The sequence below is a fragment of the Serratia oryzae genome (assembly GCF_001976145.1).
Lineage (GTDB): Bacteria > Pseudomonadota > Gammaproteobacteria > Enterobacterales > Enterobacteriaceae > Chania > Chania oryzae.
Window position 1 is genome coordinate 265661 of record NZ_MOXD01000005.1, and the last position, 18601, is coordinate 284261.

16 protein-coding genes are annotated in these 18601 nt (G+C 55.2%); 11 read left to right on the top strand and 5 right to left on the bottom strand.

Annotated features, from left to right (window positions below; genetic code table 11):
- Positions 1 to 63: 63 nt before the first annotated feature.
- Both macB and macA read right to left on the bottom strand, forming a co-directional pair.
- Positions 64 to 2010 (bottom strand): macrolide ABC transporter ATP-binding protein/permease MacB, encoded by a 1947-nt coding sequence (gene macB / locus BMI79_RS11520; RefSeq protein WP_076942278.1) that lies wholly within the window; start codon positions 2008 to 2010, stop codon positions 64 to 66.
- On the bottom strand, positions 2010 to 3122 hold the full coding sequence (gene macA / locus BMI79_RS11525; protein ID WP_076942279.1) for a macrolide transporter subunit MacA: 1113 nt from the start codon (positions 3120 to 3122) through the stop codon (positions 2010 to 2012). Before macA ends, macB begins: the two co-directional genes overlap by 1 nt.
- Positions 3123 to 3324: 202 nt before the next feature.
- Between macA and BMI79_RS11530 the strand changes: the two genes are divergently transcribed.
- Positions 3325 to 4284 carry a VirK/YbjX family protein gene (locus tag BMI79_RS11530; RefSeq protein WP_076942374.1) on the top strand — a complete coding sequence of 320 codons (960 nt, stop codon included), beginning with the start codon at positions 3325 to 3327 and terminating at the stop codon, positions 4282 to 4284.
- On the opposite strand, the gene BMI79_RS11535 is transcribed toward BMI79_RS11530, so the two are convergent.
- Complete coding sequence (locus BMI79_RS11535; RefSeq protein WP_076942280.1) at positions 4281 to 5939, bottom strand: ATP-dependent endonuclease; 1659 nt, start codon at positions 5937 to 5939, stop codon at positions 4281 to 4283. The genes BMI79_RS11530 and BMI79_RS11535 overlap by 4 nt on opposite strands.
- A gap of 249 nt (positions 5940 to 6188) precedes the next feature.
- Between BMI79_RS11535 and BMI79_RS11540 the strand changes: the two genes are divergently transcribed.
- The 4 genes from BMI79_RS11540 (at position 6189) to ltaE (ending at position 11131) form a co-directional block, all read left to right on the top strand.
- On the top strand, positions 6189 to 7085 hold the full coding sequence (locus BMI79_RS11540) for a LysO family transporter (RefSeq protein WP_076942281.1): 897 nt from the start codon (positions 6189 to 6191) through the stop codon (positions 7083 to 7085).
- Between the two features lie 226 nt (positions 7086 to 7311).
- Positions 7312 to 8961: a hydroxylamine reductase gene (gene hcp / locus BMI79_RS11545; protein ID WP_076942282.1), complete on the top strand. Its 1650-nt coding sequence runs from the start codon at positions 7312 to 7314 to the stop codon at positions 8959 to 8961.
- A 54-nt stretch (positions 8962 to 9015) separates the two neighbouring features.
- Positions 9016 to 10020: an NADH oxidoreductase gene (gene hcr, locus BMI79_RS11550; RefSeq protein ID WP_076942283.1), complete on the top strand. Its 1005-nt coding sequence runs from the start codon at positions 9016 to 9018 to the stop codon at positions 10018 to 10020.
- A 94-nt stretch (positions 10021 to 10114) separates the two neighbouring features.
- Entirely contained in the window at positions 10115 to 11131 is a 1017-nt protein-coding gene (ltaE, locus tag BMI79_RS11555; protein ID WP_076942284.1) for a low-specificity L-threonine aldolase, read from the top strand.
- 54 nt (positions 11132 to 11185) lie between these two features.
- Here the strand turns inward: ltaE and BMI79_RS11560 are convergent, their stop codons facing one another.
- Positions 11186 to 11533: a DUF1294 domain-containing protein gene (locus tag BMI79_RS11560; RefSeq protein ID WP_076942285.1), complete on the bottom strand. Its 348-nt coding sequence runs from the start codon at positions 11531 to 11533 to the stop codon at positions 11186 to 11188.
- A 157-nt stretch (positions 11534 to 11690) separates the two neighbouring features.
- Between BMI79_RS11560 and BMI79_RS11565 the strand changes: the two genes are divergently transcribed.
- The gene (locus tag BMI79_RS11565; RefSeq protein ID WP_076942286.1) at positions 11691 to 13139 is read left to right on the top strand and encodes a DUF2867 domain-containing protein; all 1449 of its coding nucleotides are present in this window, start codon (positions 11691 to 11693) and stop codon (positions 13137 to 13139) included.
- 163 nt (positions 13140 to 13302) lie between these two features.
- Positions 13303 to 14313: an NAD-dependent epimerase/dehydratase family protein gene (locus BMI79_RS11570; protein WP_076942287.1), complete on the top strand. Its 1011-nt coding sequence runs from the start codon at positions 13303 to 13305 to the stop codon at positions 14311 to 14313.
- Here BMI79_RS11570 and BMI79_RS11575 read toward each other — a convergent pair.
- The gene (locus BMI79_RS11575) at positions 14308 to 15156 is read right to left on the bottom strand and encodes an N-acetylmuramoyl-L-alanine amidase (protein ID WP_076942288.1); all 849 of its coding nucleotides are present in this window, start codon (positions 15154 to 15156) and stop codon (positions 14308 to 14310) included. The genes BMI79_RS11570 and BMI79_RS11575 overlap by 6 nt on opposite strands.
- Before the next feature lie 370 nt (positions 15157 to 15526).
- On the opposite strand from BMI79_RS11575, the gene artP reads away from it, so the two are divergent.
- From artP to artM, 4 genes are read left to right on the top strand one after another with little or no spacing between them, the layout of a single operon-like run.
- The gene (gene artP / locus BMI79_RS11580; RefSeq protein WP_095996127.1) at positions 15527 to 16255 is read left to right on the top strand and encodes an arginine ABC transporter ATP-binding protein ArtP; all 729 of its coding nucleotides are present in this window, start codon (positions 15527 to 15529) and stop codon (positions 16253 to 16255) included.
- A gap of 33 nt (positions 16256 to 16288) precedes the next feature.
- Positions 16289 to 17020: an arginine ABC transporter substrate-binding protein gene (gene artJ / locus BMI79_RS11585; RefSeq protein ID WP_076942290.1), complete on the top strand. Its 732-nt coding sequence runs from the start codon at positions 16289 to 16291 to the stop codon at positions 17018 to 17020.
- A 9-nt stretch (positions 17021 to 17029) separates the two neighbouring features.
- Positions 17030 to 17746 (top strand): arginine ABC transporter permease ArtQ, encoded by a 717-nt coding sequence (artQ, locus tag BMI79_RS11590; protein ID WP_076942291.1) that lies wholly within the window; start codon positions 17030 to 17032, stop codon positions 17744 to 17746.
- Entirely contained in the window at positions 17746 to 18414 is a 669-nt protein-coding gene (gene artM / locus BMI79_RS11595; protein WP_076942292.1) for an arginine ABC transporter permease ArtM, read from the top strand. The genes artQ and artM overlap by 1 nt, the downstream gene beginning before the upstream one ends.
- Positions 18415 to 18601: the final 187 nt, after the last annotated feature.

Below are 18601 nucleotides of genomic sequence, written 5' to 3' on the forward strand. Positions count from 1 at the left end.
CTCTTCTACGATGCCACATAAAAATGCCAGCCAACGTTTGACTGGCATTTTTTATTGGGCTTATTACTCACGGGCCAGCGCATCAATCGGATTCAGCCTTGCCGCACTGCGCGCCGGTAAATAGCCGAATACCACACCGATCCCTGTCGAGCACAGAAACGCACTCAGCAACGCTGCGGGTGGGAAAGTGATCTGCCAACCCGGCAGCACCATTTGCACCAGCAGGCCGATGGCAAACGACAGGATAATCCCCAGCGCACCGCCAACCAGGCACACCAGCACCGCTTCAATCAGGAACTGTTGCAATACGTCGCCAGAGCGAGCTCCCACCGCCATACGAATGCCGATCTCACGCGTCCTTTCCGTTACCGAAACCAGCATGATATTCATCACCCCAATGCCGCCAACCACCAGCGAGATCACTGCCACTAAAGTCAGGAATAGTTGCAGAGTACGGGTGGTTTTTTCCGCCGTCTGTACCAGGGTGTCCATATTGTAAGTGAAGAAATCTTTCTTACCGTGGCGCAAGGTCAGTAAACGCGTCAACTGCTGTTCCGCCTCCAGGCTGTTGTACCCCTCGGGGATACGCACGGTGATCGAATCAAAGCTGTCTTTGCCTACCAAGCGGTTAGCCATCGTGGTGTAGGGCACCCACACGCTCAGCGATTGGCTGCTGCCAAACATCGACTGCTTATCTTTAGCCACGCCCACCACCGTGGCTGGCATATTACCGACCAGAATCACTTCCCCCACCACATCCTTTTGGTGCGGGAACAGACGGCGCTGGGTATTGGCGTCAATCACCACCACCTGCGCCTGTGATTGCACCTGCCGAGGATCGATACCCGCGCCCTGAGTGAACTCCATGCCATAAACCCGGAAAAACTGCTCGCTGACGCCGGTGACATTGGCCGCAACATCAATACTGCCAAAACGTAGCCGCATACTGCTGGCGATCTTGGGTGACAGTGCGCTGACGTAGGGCTGCTCGCGTAACGCCTCCAGATCGCCATATTTCAAAGCCTGGCGATAAGCGGGATCATCATCGCCAAAATCTTTCCCCGGAAAGACATCCAGAGTATTGGTACCGATCGATTTGATATCTGCCAGCACCATTTGTTTAGCTGCATCGCCAATCACCAAGATCGACACCACCGAAGCGATACCGATGATGATGCCCAGCATGGTGAGCGCCGTGCGCATTTTGTTAGCCACCATCGCCCGCCAGGCCATCACCAATGCTTCACGGAAACGGCCGGATATCTGCTGCCAGGAAGGGGCCGGAGTCGCTAGCTCCACGGTTTTTGACTGCGTATTGTTGCGTGCCACCGAGCCGGAATCGGCAATAATTTCCCCATCGCGAATTTCAATAATCCGTTCGGCCTGGCGCGCCACCGCCGGATCGTGCGTGACGATAATCACCGTGTGCCCCTGCTCACGCAGTTGCTTGAGGATCGTCATGACCTCTTCACCGGAATGGCTGTCGAGTGCACCGGTCGGTTCGTCTGCCAGGATCACCTGCCCACCGTTCATCAACGCCCGCGCAATACTGACGCGCTGCTGCTGGCCGCCAGAGAGTTGGCTTGGCCGATAAGCGATGCGTTCGCCCAGCCCCAGACGCTGCAGCAACGCCGCCGCCCTTTCCCGCCGCGCCGCCTTGCCTAAGCCGGCATAAATCGCTGGAACCTCAACGTTATGCGCTGCGCTCAGGTGGGGTAACAGATGGTAGCGCTGGAAGATAAAACCAAAATGCTCACGCCGCAGCTGTGCCAGCGCATCACCGTTGAGGGTGGCAACATCCCGCCCAGCCACCCGATAAGTTCCGGCACTGGGTTTATCCAGGCAGCCGAGAAGGTTCATCAACGTCGATTTACCGGAGCCGGAGGCCCCCATAATCGCCACCATCTCACCCGCCTCAATGCTCAGGCTGACGTCCTTCAGCACATCCACCGTCCGATCGCCAGAGAGATAGCTGCGCCGGATCCCCTTCAGTTCCAACAACGCCGCCATCAGTGGGCACCTACGCCGCCACGGCTGATAATCACTTCGTCACCCGCGTCCAACCCGCTGAGGATCTGCACATCAATGTTATTACGAATGCCGATGGTAACTTCACGCGCTTCTTCTTTGCCCTGTTTCAGCAGCGCTACGTGATAACGATTATCGGCGATCTGATCCCCTAAGGCGGTCAGTGGGATCACCAGCGCATCGTTGACACCAGAAAGCTGAATATGCACCTGAGCCGTCATTTGCAGGCGCAACAAACCTTCCGGGTTCGGCACTTCAAAACGCGCGTAGTAGAAAATGGCATTGTTGACCTTTTCCGGCGTCGGTTGGATGTCTTTCACCACGCCATCGAAGCGCTTTTTTGGATCGCCCAGCACGGTAAACCAGGCTTTCTGCCCCGGTTTCAGGTTGATCACATCGGCTTCAGACACCTGCGCTTTCACCAGCATGGTGCTCATATCCGCCAGCGTCAGAATATTAGGTGCCTGCTGCGCGGCGATCACCGTTTGGCCTTGCAGAGTAGTGATCTGCACCACATCGCCGTCCATCGGTGCTTCAATACGGGTATAGGCCAGGTTGATTTTTGCGGTATCCAGGCTGGCCTGATTTTTCACGATCTGCGCTTTGATGGTGGCAACCTGCGCTTTTTTCACCGCCAGTTCGGTCGCATATTGGTCCAGATCCTGAGGCGATACCGCCTGCAGTTTGGCCAGTTCACGGTTGCGCTGTAAGGTCACCGACGCCAACTGCTGTTCTGCCTGCGCTTGCTGCAATTGGGCCTGCAGTTGCTGCAGGGTAGCTTCGCTTTCACGAATGCTGTTTTGCGCCTGTTGCGGATCGATAATGGCCAGCAACTGGCCCTTTTTCACCCTGTCGCCAATCTCGACCTTCAGGCTCTCTAACTGGCCGCTGACCTGAGCACCGACGTCAACCTTGCGCACCGCGTCTAACTGGCCGGTTGCCAGTACGTTCTGCTGCAGATCACGCTTGGTTACCTTGACTGTTTGAAAATCTACCGGTATTGGATGGCTAAAATGCCAATAGAGCAGAGCGGCAAGCGCCACTAAAATGGTGCATCCAATCAACCAGCGTTTTTTACGTCCTGCTAACCGCATCAATATTTGTTCCTATCTGTTTTCTTGTCAGTCGAGGGCCACCGAATACCGCCGCCGAATAAAGTTATCATTCTTAGTTATCAATAACTAAACCTAAGCTCAACGCGTTGCCAACTTCCTGACGTTGAAGGGCCCTTATTGACCTGTTGTTTAGTTACATTTTGCTGAAATGACGCTATTCAATACCAACGAGAACGTCATCATGTCCCAGCTCAGCGATTCATTAACCTCTGCCAAACCTGCCAATGGTTGGCAATTGATAACGGCACTGCTCATTGGCGACAAGATACCCAGTCAGGCATGGAGAAAAACCACCTTCCGACTTAAGTTCTTCAGCCGTTCCCTACTCAATTGGCGCATTACCCATGGCCTGCTCAACACGCTGGCCAGCAATCCTTTGCTGGATGAGATTTTAAGCGCACAGCCGAGTTTGCCGTGCAAGCTGCATCGCCCTTACCTGGCCGCTAATATGAAACACATTGATGGCCTGTTTGCGTTGCGCGATCACTACAATTTGATCATCCAGCGTATGCCACTAAAAATGCGGCTTGGTCATCTTGGACGCCAGCCTTTTACCTTGAGTTCCGCCCAGAGCAAAAACGGCGAGCAAATTTGCCTGCAACTGGCCGCTATCGATAAATTGAACAAGGAAGGAGAAGCTACCCTGCTTCTGCGTAATGCCAAAGGTATCATGTTAGCGGAGATAACCTTTACCTTAATGAACTACCGCCAGCAGTCAACGCTGTTTATTGGCGGCCTGCAGGGCGCTGATTGCGCGGTTCCACATGCTGAGATCCAAAGCACCACCAAAGCCTGCCACGGCCTGTTTCCAAAGCGATTGGTTCTGGAGGGCATTCTTCAATTAGCGCAGCAGTTGAAGATCGGTCAAGTGATAGCGGTGGGTAACAGCACCCATATTTATCAAAACTGGCGCTATCACCGTAAAAAGAGAGCTCTGCTGCATGCCGATTACGATCAGTTCTGGGTTTCTATGGGAGGCAAACCGTGCGATGACGGGTATTTTCTGCTGCCCAAGCATGTTACCCGTAAACCCATGGAGGAGATTGCCAGTAAGAAACGCGCAGAATACCGCCGCCGCTACCAGTTGCTGGATGAGCTGCAACAGGGCATCGCCGCGCATTTCCCACAGCATCAGGCCTAATCAGCCCGGCCACGTGCCAGCCAGACGACGCGCGAAAACATTTTCTTCAGCAGTGGCGGCACGGAGTCCGTTCCCCATGTACCCGCCTGCATCGCCACCTCAATCGCCAGGTCGGGTTTCGATGAGTGATGCACTGCCTTGAGGATCACTTTCCGCACCGGCATCTGTACCTTGAGCGGCACCGACGCCACCCGGTGATAAACCGCGCTGAACCCTTCTTTGTACATAAAGTGCTCCATGTCCAGCGCAGGTAACACCGTCAGGCGATCGCGCTCGTTGTCCTCATGGTTATCCAGCAGGTTGCGCACGGTATTGGCATATTTCTTCCCGGCTTCGTCGCCATCGACTAACGTATGCCATTCAATCCCCATCCGGCGGGCGAACTTCAGCAACGGCTTCAGGCCACATTGGGCAAACTCGATCACCCGCACCCCTTCGGCCTCAAAATGGTAACCACACTGGCGTGCCAGTTCGTTCAGCAACCAGACTTCGGTTTCCCCCTCCACCAACAGCCAGCAGCGGGCAAATAGCGAAGAAGGCCGATTAAAACGGATATGAAACGCGATACGCCGCCCATCTTCCGGGCTCAAACCGCTCGGCCCCAGGCGATAGGTTGCCACGCGGGACGACTCACGCACCAGGCGGCAAATATGCTCCACCGGCACCAGGGAAACCAGTTCGCTGGAGTTGGTGGTAGTGATCCGCTGTAGCGGCATCTGATTGAGCAAGCTCCAGGCAACCGACAGCATAATCGGGTGCAGGCGCGTTTCCGGGTCTTCCACCAGCAGCAAAGGCCGGGCATGGGGATCGAGCTTCACGTTGCCCTTAGCCTGCAGCAGCGTGGAAAACATGCCGAGCAGGATCAGGCGCATGCTGCGGCTGCTGGGTTCAGCAATGGTGCGGTTGATGTTGTCCAGCGAGCGCCACGCTTGCCGATCCTCGGCCTGACGATGGCGGCGTGGCCCGGGCACCTGCGAACCCAACTCGGCAAAATAGTGCTCCAGCAGTTGCTGCATCGCCGCCAGCCCATGGCGCAGCTCGGAATTGGTCAACTTTTGCGGATTACGGACCAGTTCGCGCGTCAATTGATCCAACTGCTGTGCCAATGCTTCGTTGTCGACCGGGAGACGGTCGTTAAGAGAACTGGGGCGCAAACGGCGGATAAAACGCGCATCACGCAGCCGCATCACCGGGTGAATGCGGATTAGCGCATGTACCAGTTGATCGATATGATGCAGGTGCAGCGCATTGCCGTCGGCATCAAGAAAACGCCGCCAGGTGCACACCGTGCCATCATTTTCCAGCTCACCTTCACAACAGTAGTGAATGCGCCCCAGGTTATCCTCGCCCTTCGACCAAAGCGGCGAAAGATGGCGGTAACGTGGCAAGTGCGCATGGCCAATATCCTTTTCACAGAAGGTGAAAATAATCTGCAGATGACGTTCTTTGGCAGCCTCATCGCCAGGGGGAAAGTGGAAATCCCGCGTTTCAAAGCGGTACAGCGTTTGCTCTGGCGCTAGAAGAAAGGTCATTGCATCCAGCAAGCTGGACTTACCCCAGGCATTCTCACCCAGTAATACGGTGTTCTCATCCAGCATCAATGAAAGCCGGTTGATACCACGAAATCCAACAATTTCAACACGCTCTAAGAACATTATCCACCTCACCTGCGCACTCTACCCCGATGCGGGGAAGAGTCGCTAACCCCTTGCAACGTCAGATAGCCAGGGGGAAATCGCCCTGCCAATATGCGAACTCTACCTCTTGAGAATGGTCAAAAAAACCCTTTGAGGTCAAGCAGACATCATCAAATCTGCTGCTTTACTCCAGCGCGCATTTTCGTTAGCGTGTTTAGCTTGCCGGGTTCCCGGCCCTCTCCCAGATTAAAGGACACACGCTTCATCATGTATTCAGGACTGCTGATTATTCTCTTACCGCTGATCGCCGGTTACCTTATTCCTTTGCGCAGCAAACCCCTGATTCAGACTATCAACCGTCTGCTGAGCTGGATGGTCTACGTTATTTTGTTCTTTATGGGCATCAGCCTGGCATTTCTGGAGAATCTCAGCAGCAATCTGGTGCTGATATTTAAGTACACCGGGGTGTTTTTCCTGTGCATCTTCTGCGCCAACCTGTTGATGTTATTTGTGTTAGAACGCCGCAAACCGTGGAAAAATACCCACAAGCAGGAAAAACTGCCTTCGCGCCTGCATATGGCACTGGAATCGCTGAAGCTGTGCTTCGTGGTGCTGGGGGGATTTGTGCTGGGCCTGACGCAGTGGCAGTGGCTGCAGTTCGCCAGCAAGGGCAGCGAGTACGCCCTGCTCTTCTTGCTGCTATTGGTCGGTATTCAGTTGCGTAACAGCGGTATGACGCTACGCCAGATCGTGCTCAACCGCCGTGGCATGATCGTGGCACTGGTGGTTGCAGTCAGCGCACTGGCGGGCGGCGCGCTGGCGGCGCAGTTGCTGGGGCTACCGCTGAAAACCGGGCTGGCGATGGCGTCCGGCTTTGGCTGGTATTCACTTTCCGGTATCCTGATCACCGACGCCTACGGCCCGGTGTTAGGCAGCGCGGCCTTCTTCAACGATCTGGCGCGCGAATTGGTGGCTATTATGCTGATCCCGACGCTGGTGCGCCGCAGCCGCTCTTCGGCGTTGGGGCTGTGCGGCGCGACCTCAATGGACTTCACCTTACCGGTTCTGCAACGCAGCGGCGGGCTGGAAATGGTTCCACCGGCGATCGTACACGGTTTCTTGCTGAGCCTGCTGGGGCCGGTGTTGATGGCGCTGTTCTCCTGATCTTTTCATCTTGCCTTTACCCTGAATAACTCGAGCTGCTGGAAGGCCCACGTACCTGCAGCTTGAAATATGACGGAGCGCAAAGCGTAATAATTCCCATCCGCGCGCTAATTTGTCCTACATCAAGTTTAGGTAAAGTTTTAATAAAAAAGTCTTTTTAAGCCCTCCCTGACGATCTATGCTCAAAAACAGGCATTACAAATGCAACTTTAAAAAGGAAGCGATTATGTTCTGTGTGCAATGTGAACAAACTATCCGGACACCGGCAGGTAACGGCTGCTCTTATGCTCAAGGGATGTGTGGCAAAACGGCAGAAACCTCCGACCTGCAAGATCTGCTGGTCGCCGCGCTGCAAGGCCTCTCCGCCTGGGCCTTACAGGCCCGTGCATTGGGCATTATTGATCATGACATCGACAACTTCTCCCCACGCGCCTTCTTCTCAACGCTGACCAACGTGAATTTCGATTCCGATCGTATTATCAGCTATGCACGTGAGACCATTGCCCTGCGCGAATCGCTGGCCGCACGCTGCCGCCTGCTGGATGCCAGCGTGCGTGTCGATCACCCACTGGCGGCCTTGCAACTGGCTGGTAATGATATCCCCACGCTGTTACAGCAGGCGGCACAGTTTGCGCTCAACAGCGATAAAGCCGACGTAGGTGATGACATTCACGGCCTGCGTATGCTGTGCTTATACGGCCTGAAAGGGGCCGCCGCCTATATGGAACACGCCCACGTGCTGGGGCAGTTCGATAACCAGATCTACGCCGACTATCATGCCTTTATGGCCTGGCTCGGCACCGCACCGCGTGATGTCGATACCCTGCTGAATAACGCCATGGCCATCGGCAAGATGAACTTCAACGTTATGGCGCTGCTCGATCGCGGCGAAACCCTGGCGTATGGCGATCCACAGCCTTCCTCAGTCAACGTGCGCCCGGTGGCGGGTAAAGCTATCCTGATTTCCGGCCACGATCTGCAAGACCTGCGCCTGTTGCTGGAGCAGACCGAAGGTAGCGGCGTCAACGTCTATACCCACGGCGAAATGCTGCCAGCACACGCTTACCCAGAGCTGAAAAAATTCCCTCATCTGGTGGGTAACTACGGCAGCGGTTGGCAGAACCAGCAGACCGAATTCGCCAAGTTCCCAGGCCCGATCGTGATGACCTCCAACTGTATTATCGATCCGAACGTTGGTAACTATGGCGATCGCATCTGGACGCGCAGCATGGTCGGCTGGCCGGGTGTCAAACACCTGGAAGGGGACGATTTCAGCGCAGTGATCGACCAGGCCCAGCAGCTCAACGGCTTCCCGTACAATGAGCTTGAACACCTGATCACCATCGGCTTTGGTCGCCAGGTGCTGCTGAACGCGGCCGATACGGTGATCGATCTGGTAACACAGAAAAAACTGCGCCACGTCTTTCTGGTGGGCGGCTGCGACGGTAGCCGTGACGATCGCAGCTATTTCACCGATTTCGCCCGCAGCGTGCCGCAAGATTGCCTGATCATGACGCTGGGGTGCGGCAAGTACCGTTTCAACAAGCTGGACTTCGGTACGCTGGAAGGCTTGCCACGCCTGCTGGATGTCGGCCAGTGCAACGATGCCTATTCGGCGGTGATGCTGGCGGTAAAACTCTCCGAGAAACTCGGCTGCACGGTGAACGATCTGCCACTGAGCCTGGTGCTGTCCTGGTTCGAGCAGAAAGCGATCGTCATCCTGCTGACGCTGCTGTCACTGGGCGTAAAAAATATCGTTACCGGCCCGAGCGCACCGGCGTTCCTGACCGATAACCTGCTGGCGGTGCTGAACGACAAATTCGGTCTACGCCCGATCACTACCGTAGAGCAGGACATGCAAACGCTGCTCGGCTAATACCGTTTTCCGGGGCTGCAATAGCGGCCCCGTTTTTTATTTTTGAGGTGCACGATGACCCCACCCAGCCCACTTTGCCCTAACCCGATGCAGGTGCACTCCATCCAGCAGGAAACCGCCGATGTCTGGACGCTAAACCTGATTAATCCTGATGTTTACCTCTATCAACCCGGTCAGTTTGCGCTGGTCAGCATTCGTAACAGTGAAGATACGCTGCGCGCCTATACCCTCTCCTCCTCGCCCGGTTTAAGCCGTTTTATCAGCCTCAGCGTACGTCGTCTGCCGGAAGGCAGCGGCTCGAACTGGCTGACGCAGGAAGTCAAACCCGGCGATGTGCTGTGGCTGTCTGATGCTCAGGGCGATTTCAGCTGTGTCCAACACCCCAGCGATCGTTACCTGATGCTGGCAGCCGGCTGCGGCGTTACGCCGATAATGTCGATGTGCCGCTGGCTGGTAGCTAACCGCCCGCAATGCGATATCCGCGTAATCTATAACGTGCGCACGCTGGCGGACGTGATTTTTGCCGACGAATGGCAAGATCTGTGTACCGCTCACCCACAGCTGCAACTGACGCTGATCGCCAAACAGAGTACACAATCTGGCTTGCTGAACGGCCGTATCAGTGCGCCATTCTTACAGCAGGTCGCTCCCGATATCACCGAGCGTGTGGTCATGGCCTGTGGTTCCGAGCTTTATATGCAGCAGATCGAGCAACTCTGTACGCAGCTTGGCGTTCCCGCCTCACGCTTCCACAAAGAGCAGTTCCATACCTCAGCAGAACAGAGCGATGCGTCAAACGAGTCACTGACGTTGCGTATCGGCCAACCGCTGCGTGAGTTCCGCGTCCCGGTTGGTAGCACGCTGCTCGCGGCGTTGGAAGCCCATAAACTGCCGGTTCTTGCCGCCTGTCGTGCTGGCGTATGTGGCTCCTGCAAAACCCGTATTGTGGCAGGACACTACACCACCAGCAGTACTATGACGCTAACCCCGGCAGAAATTGAGCAGGGCTATGTCTTAGCCTGCAGTTGCCAGTTACAGGGTGATGCGACTCTCGCCTGATCGGACATCCAGCACGCACTGCATTTTCTGCTTTTTCAGCGCCGCAATCCGGTTATGATGGATGCCATTTCTCTGATTGGCGATAAGGATTCGTATGCTCATAGATTTACGCAGTGATACCGTCACGCAACCCTGCGCCGCGATGCGCAGCGTCATGGCGCATGCCGACGTCGGTGACGACGTGTATGGTGACGACCCAACGGTGAACGCACTGCAGGCAGAAGCCGTCAGGCTCTCCGGCAAAGAGGCGGCGCTGTTCCTGCCCACGGGCACCCAGGCCAACCTGGTAGCACTGTTAAGCCACTGTCAACGCGGTGAGGAATACATCGTTGGCCAGCAGGCGCACAACTACAAGTACGAAGCGGGCGGTGCCGCCGTGCTGGGCAGCATTCAGCCGCAGCCGATCGAGGCCAATCCCGACGGCACCCTACCCTTGGACAAAGTGGCGGCGGCGATCAAACCCGACGATATCCATTTTGCCAAAACCCGCCTGTTAAGCCTGGAAAATACCATCAGCGGGCGCGTGTTGCCGCTCGATTACCTGCAACAGGCCTGGCAATTCACCCGTGAGCACCATCTGGCACTGCACATCGACGGCGCGCGCATCTTCAACGCCGCCGTCGCGCTCAACGTTCCGTTGAAAGCCATCGCACAATATTGCGATACCTTTACCATTTGCCTGTCAAAAGGACTGGGTGCACCGGTAGGTTCGCTGTTATGCGGCAGTGAGGAATTTATCCAGCGTGCTCTCCGCTGGCGCAAAATGACCGGTGGCGGTATGCGCCAGGCCGGTATTCTGGCGGCGGCGGGCCTGTATGCGCTTGAGCATAACGTGGAACGCTTGAAAGACGATCATGACAACGCGAAATGGCTGGAACAGCAACTGCGTAATATCGGCGTAGACATCGCAGAGCCGGGCGCGCAGACCAACGTGCTGTATCTGCGTCAATCTCCGGGGATGGCCGCCAAACTCGGCCCATGGATGCGCGAAAACGGTGTGCTGATCAGTTCAGGGCCGCTGACGCGGATCCTGACCCACCTCAACGTCAGCCGTCAGGATCTGCAGAAAGTGGTCGATTTGTGGCAACAATTTCTGCATCAGCATGCCTGATGCCGTGTAGCCGCAATCCCCTGATGCTTTTTCGGGGGATTGCGCTGCCCGCGCTCAAACCACCATCCGGCCATAGAACCAATAACCGGCCCCCAGTATGGCCAGCAGGTTCACCACCACGCTAAGCATAAAATAGGTCTTGAAGGGCTGTTTTTGCGTTTTATGCCGGAAAAGCTGCTGGCCCAAAATAGCTCCCAGCCAGCCGCCGATCAGCCCAAACAGCAACAGCGTGATTTCTGGTACGCGCTGCCACCCCTTGCAGGCGGCGAGTTTATCCCCACCATAAATCAACAGCGTCAGCAGGTTAACCAGCAGTAGCCAGAGCCAAAGAGGGTTTGGAAAGTACAGGCAGCCAGCGGAGAGCAGCGCCAGGAAGAGATAGCAGAAATGATTGATTTTCATCGAAGTTCACGGATGCTGAGCAAGATACGCTGCGTATAGTGGACTGACGCCCGCTCAAATGCAACGCGGAATATCCATACAAAAAGTGAATTTAATCAGCAAATTTGGCATCCTGTCACTCCTCCTACACCAAAAATAATGATACAAGGCTGTATTAATGATACCCCAACGTATTCTGGTTCTCGGAGCCAGCGGCTATATCGGCCAGCATCTGATCCCCCGGCTGGTGGAACAAGGGCATGAGATCACCGCCGCCGCGCGCCGCATACAATGGCTGGAAGAGCAAAACTGGCCACGCGTGAGCTGCCGTTACGTGGATATCTATCGCCCGGAAACGCTGGAGGCAGCGTTATGGCAGATTGATACCGTTTACTACCTGATTCATGGTATGGGCGACGGTGATGGTTTTATCGAAAAAGAGCGTCAGGCAGCAGAAAACCTGCGTAACGCCTTGCGCGGTTCAAAAGTTAAACAGGTGATTTTCCTCGGCGCGTTGCAACCAAAAGAGAGCAAAAGCTCGCCACACCTGATCGCCCGCAAACTGACCGGCGAAATTCTGCGCCAGAGCGGTATTCCAGTGACCGAATTACGCGCCAGCATCGTCGTCGGCCCCGGTTCCGCCGCATTCGAAGTGATGCGCGATATGGTTTACAACCTGCCGATCCTCACACCTCCGCGCTGGGTGCGTTCAAAATCCTCGCCGGTTGCGCTGGAAAACTTACTGGTGTACCTCACTGAACTGCTGCAGCACCCGGCGCAGGAGAATCGCATTTTTGATGTCGCCGGGCCGGAATACATCAGCTATCAAACCCTGTTTGAGCGCTTTATCGTCATCAGCGGTAAAAAACGCTGGCTGATCCCGGTTCCATTACCCACACGTTTTATCTCGGTGTGGTTTATCAGCATGATTACCTCGGTTCCCACTTCAATCGCCAGTGCGCTGATACAAGGGCTGAACCACGATCTCCCTGCCGATGGCCAACCGCTGCAGGCGCTGATCCCACAGAGGCTGCAAACCTTTGATGAGGCGGTGAAGGAAACGTTGCGCCGCGAGGATGAAGTGATCGATTCAGCCGACTGGGGCTACGATCCTGAAGCCCGAGCCCGCTGGCGGCCAGGCTACGGCTTTTACCCGAAACAGGCTGGCTGCACGCTGGATACGCAGGCCTCCAGCGCCGCTTTATGGCACGTGGTGCAGCAACTGGGCGGCAAAGAAGGCTACTTCTACGCCAACATTTTGTGGCAGATTCGCGCACGTATGGATGACCTGACGGGTAACGGCATCGTTTATGGCCGCCCTGCGCGCGATACGCTAGAGGTTGGCGATCTGGTTGACGGCTGGAAAGTGATCACCATGAAGCCACTGCGTCAGTTGGCGCTGATGTTCGGTATGAAGGCGCCAGGTCTCGGTCGGCTGACATTCAGCATCAATGAGAAGAGCGATTGCCGTCAGCTTGATGTGCGCGCCTGGTGGCACCCCGCCGGTTTCAGCGGTTTGCTGTATTGGTTTGTGATGATGCCCGCACACCTGTTTATTTTCCGCGGCATGGCCAAACGCATCGCCAAATTGGCCGAAGAGTACGATCATCACCCCCCGGAGAAATGATGATGGTGTCTATTTACCGATCAACCGCACAGTTTACAGCAGCGGTTGGGTGCTTTCCGATTGCATAGCTCACTGATTCACGAAAGAATGGCGGCCAACTTGTACTGGGGAGTCGTAACTCCCCGCTCCGTATTCTGATTTTTGGTGAGAACTCGAGTTCGCTATGAAGGTATTGGTCACCGGTGCCACCAGTGGTTTAGGCCGTAACGCCGTTGAATATCTGCGCCGCCAAGGCATAAAAGTGCGCGCTACTGGCAGCAACCAGGCGATGAGCAGCCTGCTGCAAAAGCTGGGTGCCGAATTTATTCATGCCGATCTCACCAATCTGATCTCCTCACAGGCCAAGGCCATGCTGGCAGATGTGGACGTGTTATGGCACTGCTCCAGCTTTACCTCCCCCTGGGGCACTGAGAAGGCCTTTGAACTGGCCAACGTGCGTGCTACCCGCCGTTTGGGAGAATGGGCTGCCGCTTACGGCGTTTCGCAGTTTATCCATATCTCGTCACCGGCAATTTACTTCGACTATCGGCACCATCGCAACGTGGACGAGGATTTCCGCCCGCTGCGCTACGCCAATGAGTTCGCCCGCAGCAAGGCATCCGGGGAGCAAGTGATCCAGCAACTGGCGTTGTCCAACCCGCAAACCCACTTTACCATTCTGCGCCCACAGGGGCTGTTTGGCCCGCACGACAAAGTGATGCTGCCACGCCTGCTGCAGATGATTAAGCACTATGGCAGCCTGCTGCTGCCGCGCGGGGGTAACGCGTTGGTGGATATGACCTATCTGGAAAATGCGGTCCACGCCATGTGGCTGGCAACCCAGAAAGAGACCACCCAGTCTGGCCGTGCCTACAACATCACCAATCAGCAGGTCTGCCCACTGCGCGAAGTTGTACAGCAACTGATCGACGAATTGGGCATGAAATGCCGCATCCGCTCGGTGCCTTATCCCATGCTGGACATGATCGCGCGCGGCATGGAAAAGCTCAGCAACAAAAGCGAGAAAGAGCCGGTGTTGACCCACTACGGAGTCGCCAAGCTTAACTTCGACCTGACGCTGGACACCACCCGAGCACAGCAGGAGTTAGGCTACCAGCCGCTGATTTCGCTGGAGGAAGGCATCAGCCGCACGGCCCGCTGGCTGAAAGATCACGGTAAACTGCACGGTTTATGATCGGCGCACAGCACCATATTTCGCCAATAACGCATCAATAATCGCCTCACTTTCGGCATCCGGCTCACCGCGATAATCGCTGGGCCGGAAATGCATCTGAAATGCCGCCAGCACATTCCGCTGCTGTTTGGCATCCCACTGCGGATCGATACCGTAACCATAGCGTGCCAGCTTCTCTAACAGCGTCGCCATCGGCACTGGCATCTGTTTGTCACGCCCCGCCAGATAACGCTCGACCACTGGCCGATCCGGCCAGGCACCGATGCCCGCCTGCGCCAGTTGTTGCCAGGGGAATAACGGCCCAGGATCCTGCTTACGCTGCGGAGCGATATCGCTGTGGCCAACCACGTCTGTCGGCTGCAGGCCATAGCGCTGCACAATATCGCGGCTGAGGCGAATCAGCAGATCGATTTGTTCGCGGGTATAGGGCTGCCAATGTGTGCCTAATAGCATATGGCTGAAGCCAGGGTTGACGATCTCAATTCCGATCGAGGTATCGTTCAGATTACTGCGCCCACGCCAGTAGCTGGCCCCGGCATGCCAAGCGCGCATCTCTTCCGGCACCAGTTGAAAGGCAACGGGTTTACCATCGCGTAATGAGGGATTATCCGGCAGTAGATAATGAGCGCTGACGTGTTCATCGGTCAGGGTTTTCAGCGATGAATGGAAATTTTCGGCGGTATAATGCATCACCAAAAAACGGATACGCTGATCGGCCCCCAGCGCCTGATGCCGCGTTTCCAACTGATAGCTGCCGTGATCCACCCACGTGTCGCCCCCTGAGCTTTGGCAGCCCACCAACAGCGCTAGCATGATGGCAACGATCCCTAATCTTATATTCACCCGTTTCTTCCTGTCTTTTTTGTTCGCTGGTTTCTGCAATCACGGGCAACTTACCTCAGATAATCTGTACTAACACTCAACAAGAGTTCACAAAGCCCGCTGATTTACAAGGAAGTGTAACCCACTATCCATGCTGCAGCGCTACCCCGCTAGCCTGAAAAAACCTGCGTAAATTATCAGCAACTTGAAAAAATTCGCTACCGATATCACACAGTACGCGACAAATCCGCCATTCACGCGTGAGTCGCGGTATCTTGTGCTATTCTTTCATCATTTTGACGCGTAGTAATAAATTTTAACTCACAAAGATTGCATAAGTATTCTGTGGAAGTTAACATTCGCGGCATCAATGTCTATTCAATTCCGGCGCATGAGTATTCAACTAAAAGATATCAATTGCTTTTACGGCGCGCACCAGGCGCTGTTTAACATCACGCTGGATTGCCCAGCAGGGGAAACCTTAGTGCTGCTTGGCCCAAGCGGTGCGGGGAAAAGCTCATTGCTGCGGGTCCTGAACCTGCTCGAAATGCCGCGCTCAGGCCAACTGCAGATTGCAGGCAATCAATTCGACTTCAAACAGACGCCGAGCGAAAAAGCCATTCGCGAGCTGCGCCAGAACGTCGGCATGGTATTCCAGCAATATAATCTCTGGCCTCACCTGACCGTGGTGCAGAACCTGATCGAAGCTCCTTGCCGCGTGCTTGGCTTGAGCAAAGCACAGGCGATGGAGCGTGCCGATAAGCTGCTCAAACGCCTGCGTCTGACCGACTTTACCGATCGTTTCCCGCTGCATCTTTCAGGCGGCCAGCAACAGCGTGTCGCTATTGCCCGTGCGCTGATGATGGAGCCTCAGGTGTTACTGTTCGATGAACCGACGGCCGCACTGGACCCAGAGATTACCGCCCAGATTGTCAGCATCATCCGCGAACTGGCCGGTACCGGTATCACTCAGGTGATCGTCACCCACGAGGTTGAAGTGGCGCGTAAAACCGCCAGCCGTGTGGTGTATATGGAAAACGGCCACGTGGTGGAACAGGGCGATGCCAGCCACTTTGCGCAGCCGCAAACGGCTGAATTTGCTAACTATTTATCACACTAATAAATTGTCTTGCTGTTTTTAGGGGAGTTTGCGATGAAAAAATTCATTATTGCCGCCGTTCTGGCGGGTATCAGCGTTTCCGCCTCTGCGGCTGAAAAGGTCCGTTTTGCGATGGAGGCCTCCTATCCTCCTTTCGAATCTATCGGCGCAGACAATAAAATTCAGGGCTTCGATATCGATCTGGCTAATGCCTTGTGTAAAGAGATCCAGGCAGAATGCAGCTTCACCAACCAGGCTTTCGACAGCCTGATCCCCAGCCTGAAGTTCAAGCGCTTCGATGCGGTAATATCTGGGATGGATATCACCCCCGAGCGCCAAAAGCAGGTGCTGTTCACCCAGCCTTACTATGCCAACTCGGCGCTGTTTATTGCGCAGAAAGGTAAAGTGGCTGATGCTACCGCCTTGAAAGGCAAACGCGTTGGCGTGCAAAATGGCACCACTCACCAGAAATACCTGACCGATAAACACCCAGAAATCACCACCGTACCTTACGATAGCTATCAGAATGCCATTCTGGATCTGAAAAACGGCCGGGTTGATGCGGTATTTGGCGACACCGCCGTAGTTAACGATTGGCTGAAGCAGAACGCTGAGCTGGCCGCCGTGGGTGACAAAGTGACGGACAAAGATTACTTCGGCACCGGGTTGGGTATCGCCATGCGCCTGCAGAATACTGAGCTGCAGAGCAAACTCAATGCCGCCTTGGATAAAATCAAACAGGATGGGACTTACGAAACCATCTACAAAAAATGGTTCCAGCAGTAATCAACATCCATGAATGAAATCCAACCTTTAGCCAGCGCCGCCGGGATGACCGTCGGCCTTGCCGTTTGTGCCTTGGTCCTTGGGCTGATCCTGGCGATGCTGTTTGCCGTCTGGGAATCCTCACGCTGGAAAGTGGTCAGTTGGCTCGGCACCGCCTGGGTAACCCTGCTGCGCGGCCTGCCGGAAATTCTGGTGGTGCTGTTTATTTATTTCGGCTCGTCCCAGCTGTTACTGATGCTGTCGGACGGCTTTACCCTGAATTTTGGCCTGTTCCAGTTGCCGGTGCAGTTGGCTATCGATAACTTCGAAGTCAGCCCGTTCCTGTGCGGCGTGATCGCCCTGGCCCTGCTCTATTCTGCCTACGCCTCTCAGACGCTGCGTGGTGCGCTGAAAGCCGTGCCGCAGGGCCAATGGGAATCCGGCCAGGCTCTGGGGCTGGGGAAAGCGGCGATTTTCTTCCGCCTAATCATGCCGCAGATGTGGCGTCACGCGTTACCTGGATTAGGCAACCAATGGTTGGTGCTGCTGAAGGATACCGCGCTGGTATCGCTGATCAGCGTCAACGATCTGATGCTGCAAACCAAGAGTATCGCTACCCGCACTCAGGAGCCCTTTACCTGGTACGTGATCGCGGCGGCGATTTATCTGCTCGTGACCCTGTTCAGCCAATATATCCTTAAACGGATCGAACTCCGTACTACGCGTTTTGAGCGGGGGCCATCCTGATGCTTGAGTTCTTGCCGGAAATCATCAAAGGGCTGCACACCAGCCTGACGTTAACCATCGCGGCGCTGATCGTTGCCTTGCTGCTGTCGCTGCTGTTGACGGTGATCCTGACGTTGAAAACGCCGGTGCTTAGCCCCCTGGTGAAGATCTACATTACGTTGTTCACTGGCACCCCCTTGCTGGTGCAGATCTTCCTGATTTACTACGGCCCGGGCCAGTTCCCGGCGATCCGCGAATATCCGTGGCTGTGGAATCTGCTTTCACAACCCTGGCTGTGCGCGATGATTGCATTGGCGCTAAACAGTGCGGCTTATACCACCCAACTGTTCTACGGCGCGGTGCGGGCGATTCCGAGCGGCCAATGGCAATCCTGCGAAGCGTTGGGGATGTCGCGCCGGCAAACGCTGCGTATTCTGCTGCCGTTCGCCTTCAAGCGTGCGCTGTCGTCTTATTCCAACGAAGTGGTGCTGGTATTCAAAAGCACCTCGCTGGCTTATACCATTACGTTGATGGAAGTGATGGGCTACAGCCAACTGATGTATGGCCGCACTTATGATGTGATGGTGTTCGGTGCCGCTGGCATCGTTTACCTGTGCGTCAACGGTTTGCTGACATTGCTGATGCGCCTGATCGAACGCCGTGCGCTGGCGTTTGAACGCCGTAACTGATCCTACCCAGCTCTATCCAGCCCTGCCTATGCAGGGCTTTTTTTACCCGTTAATAAAATTAATAGTCATTTTAATTGCATATAAATTCACTGAATGGCATATTCTCAGCATAGCCATCCAAAATACCGCAAGGTAAAATCTAATGATGGCGCGATTAAAAAAACTATTTTCAGACAGGAGTTTTACC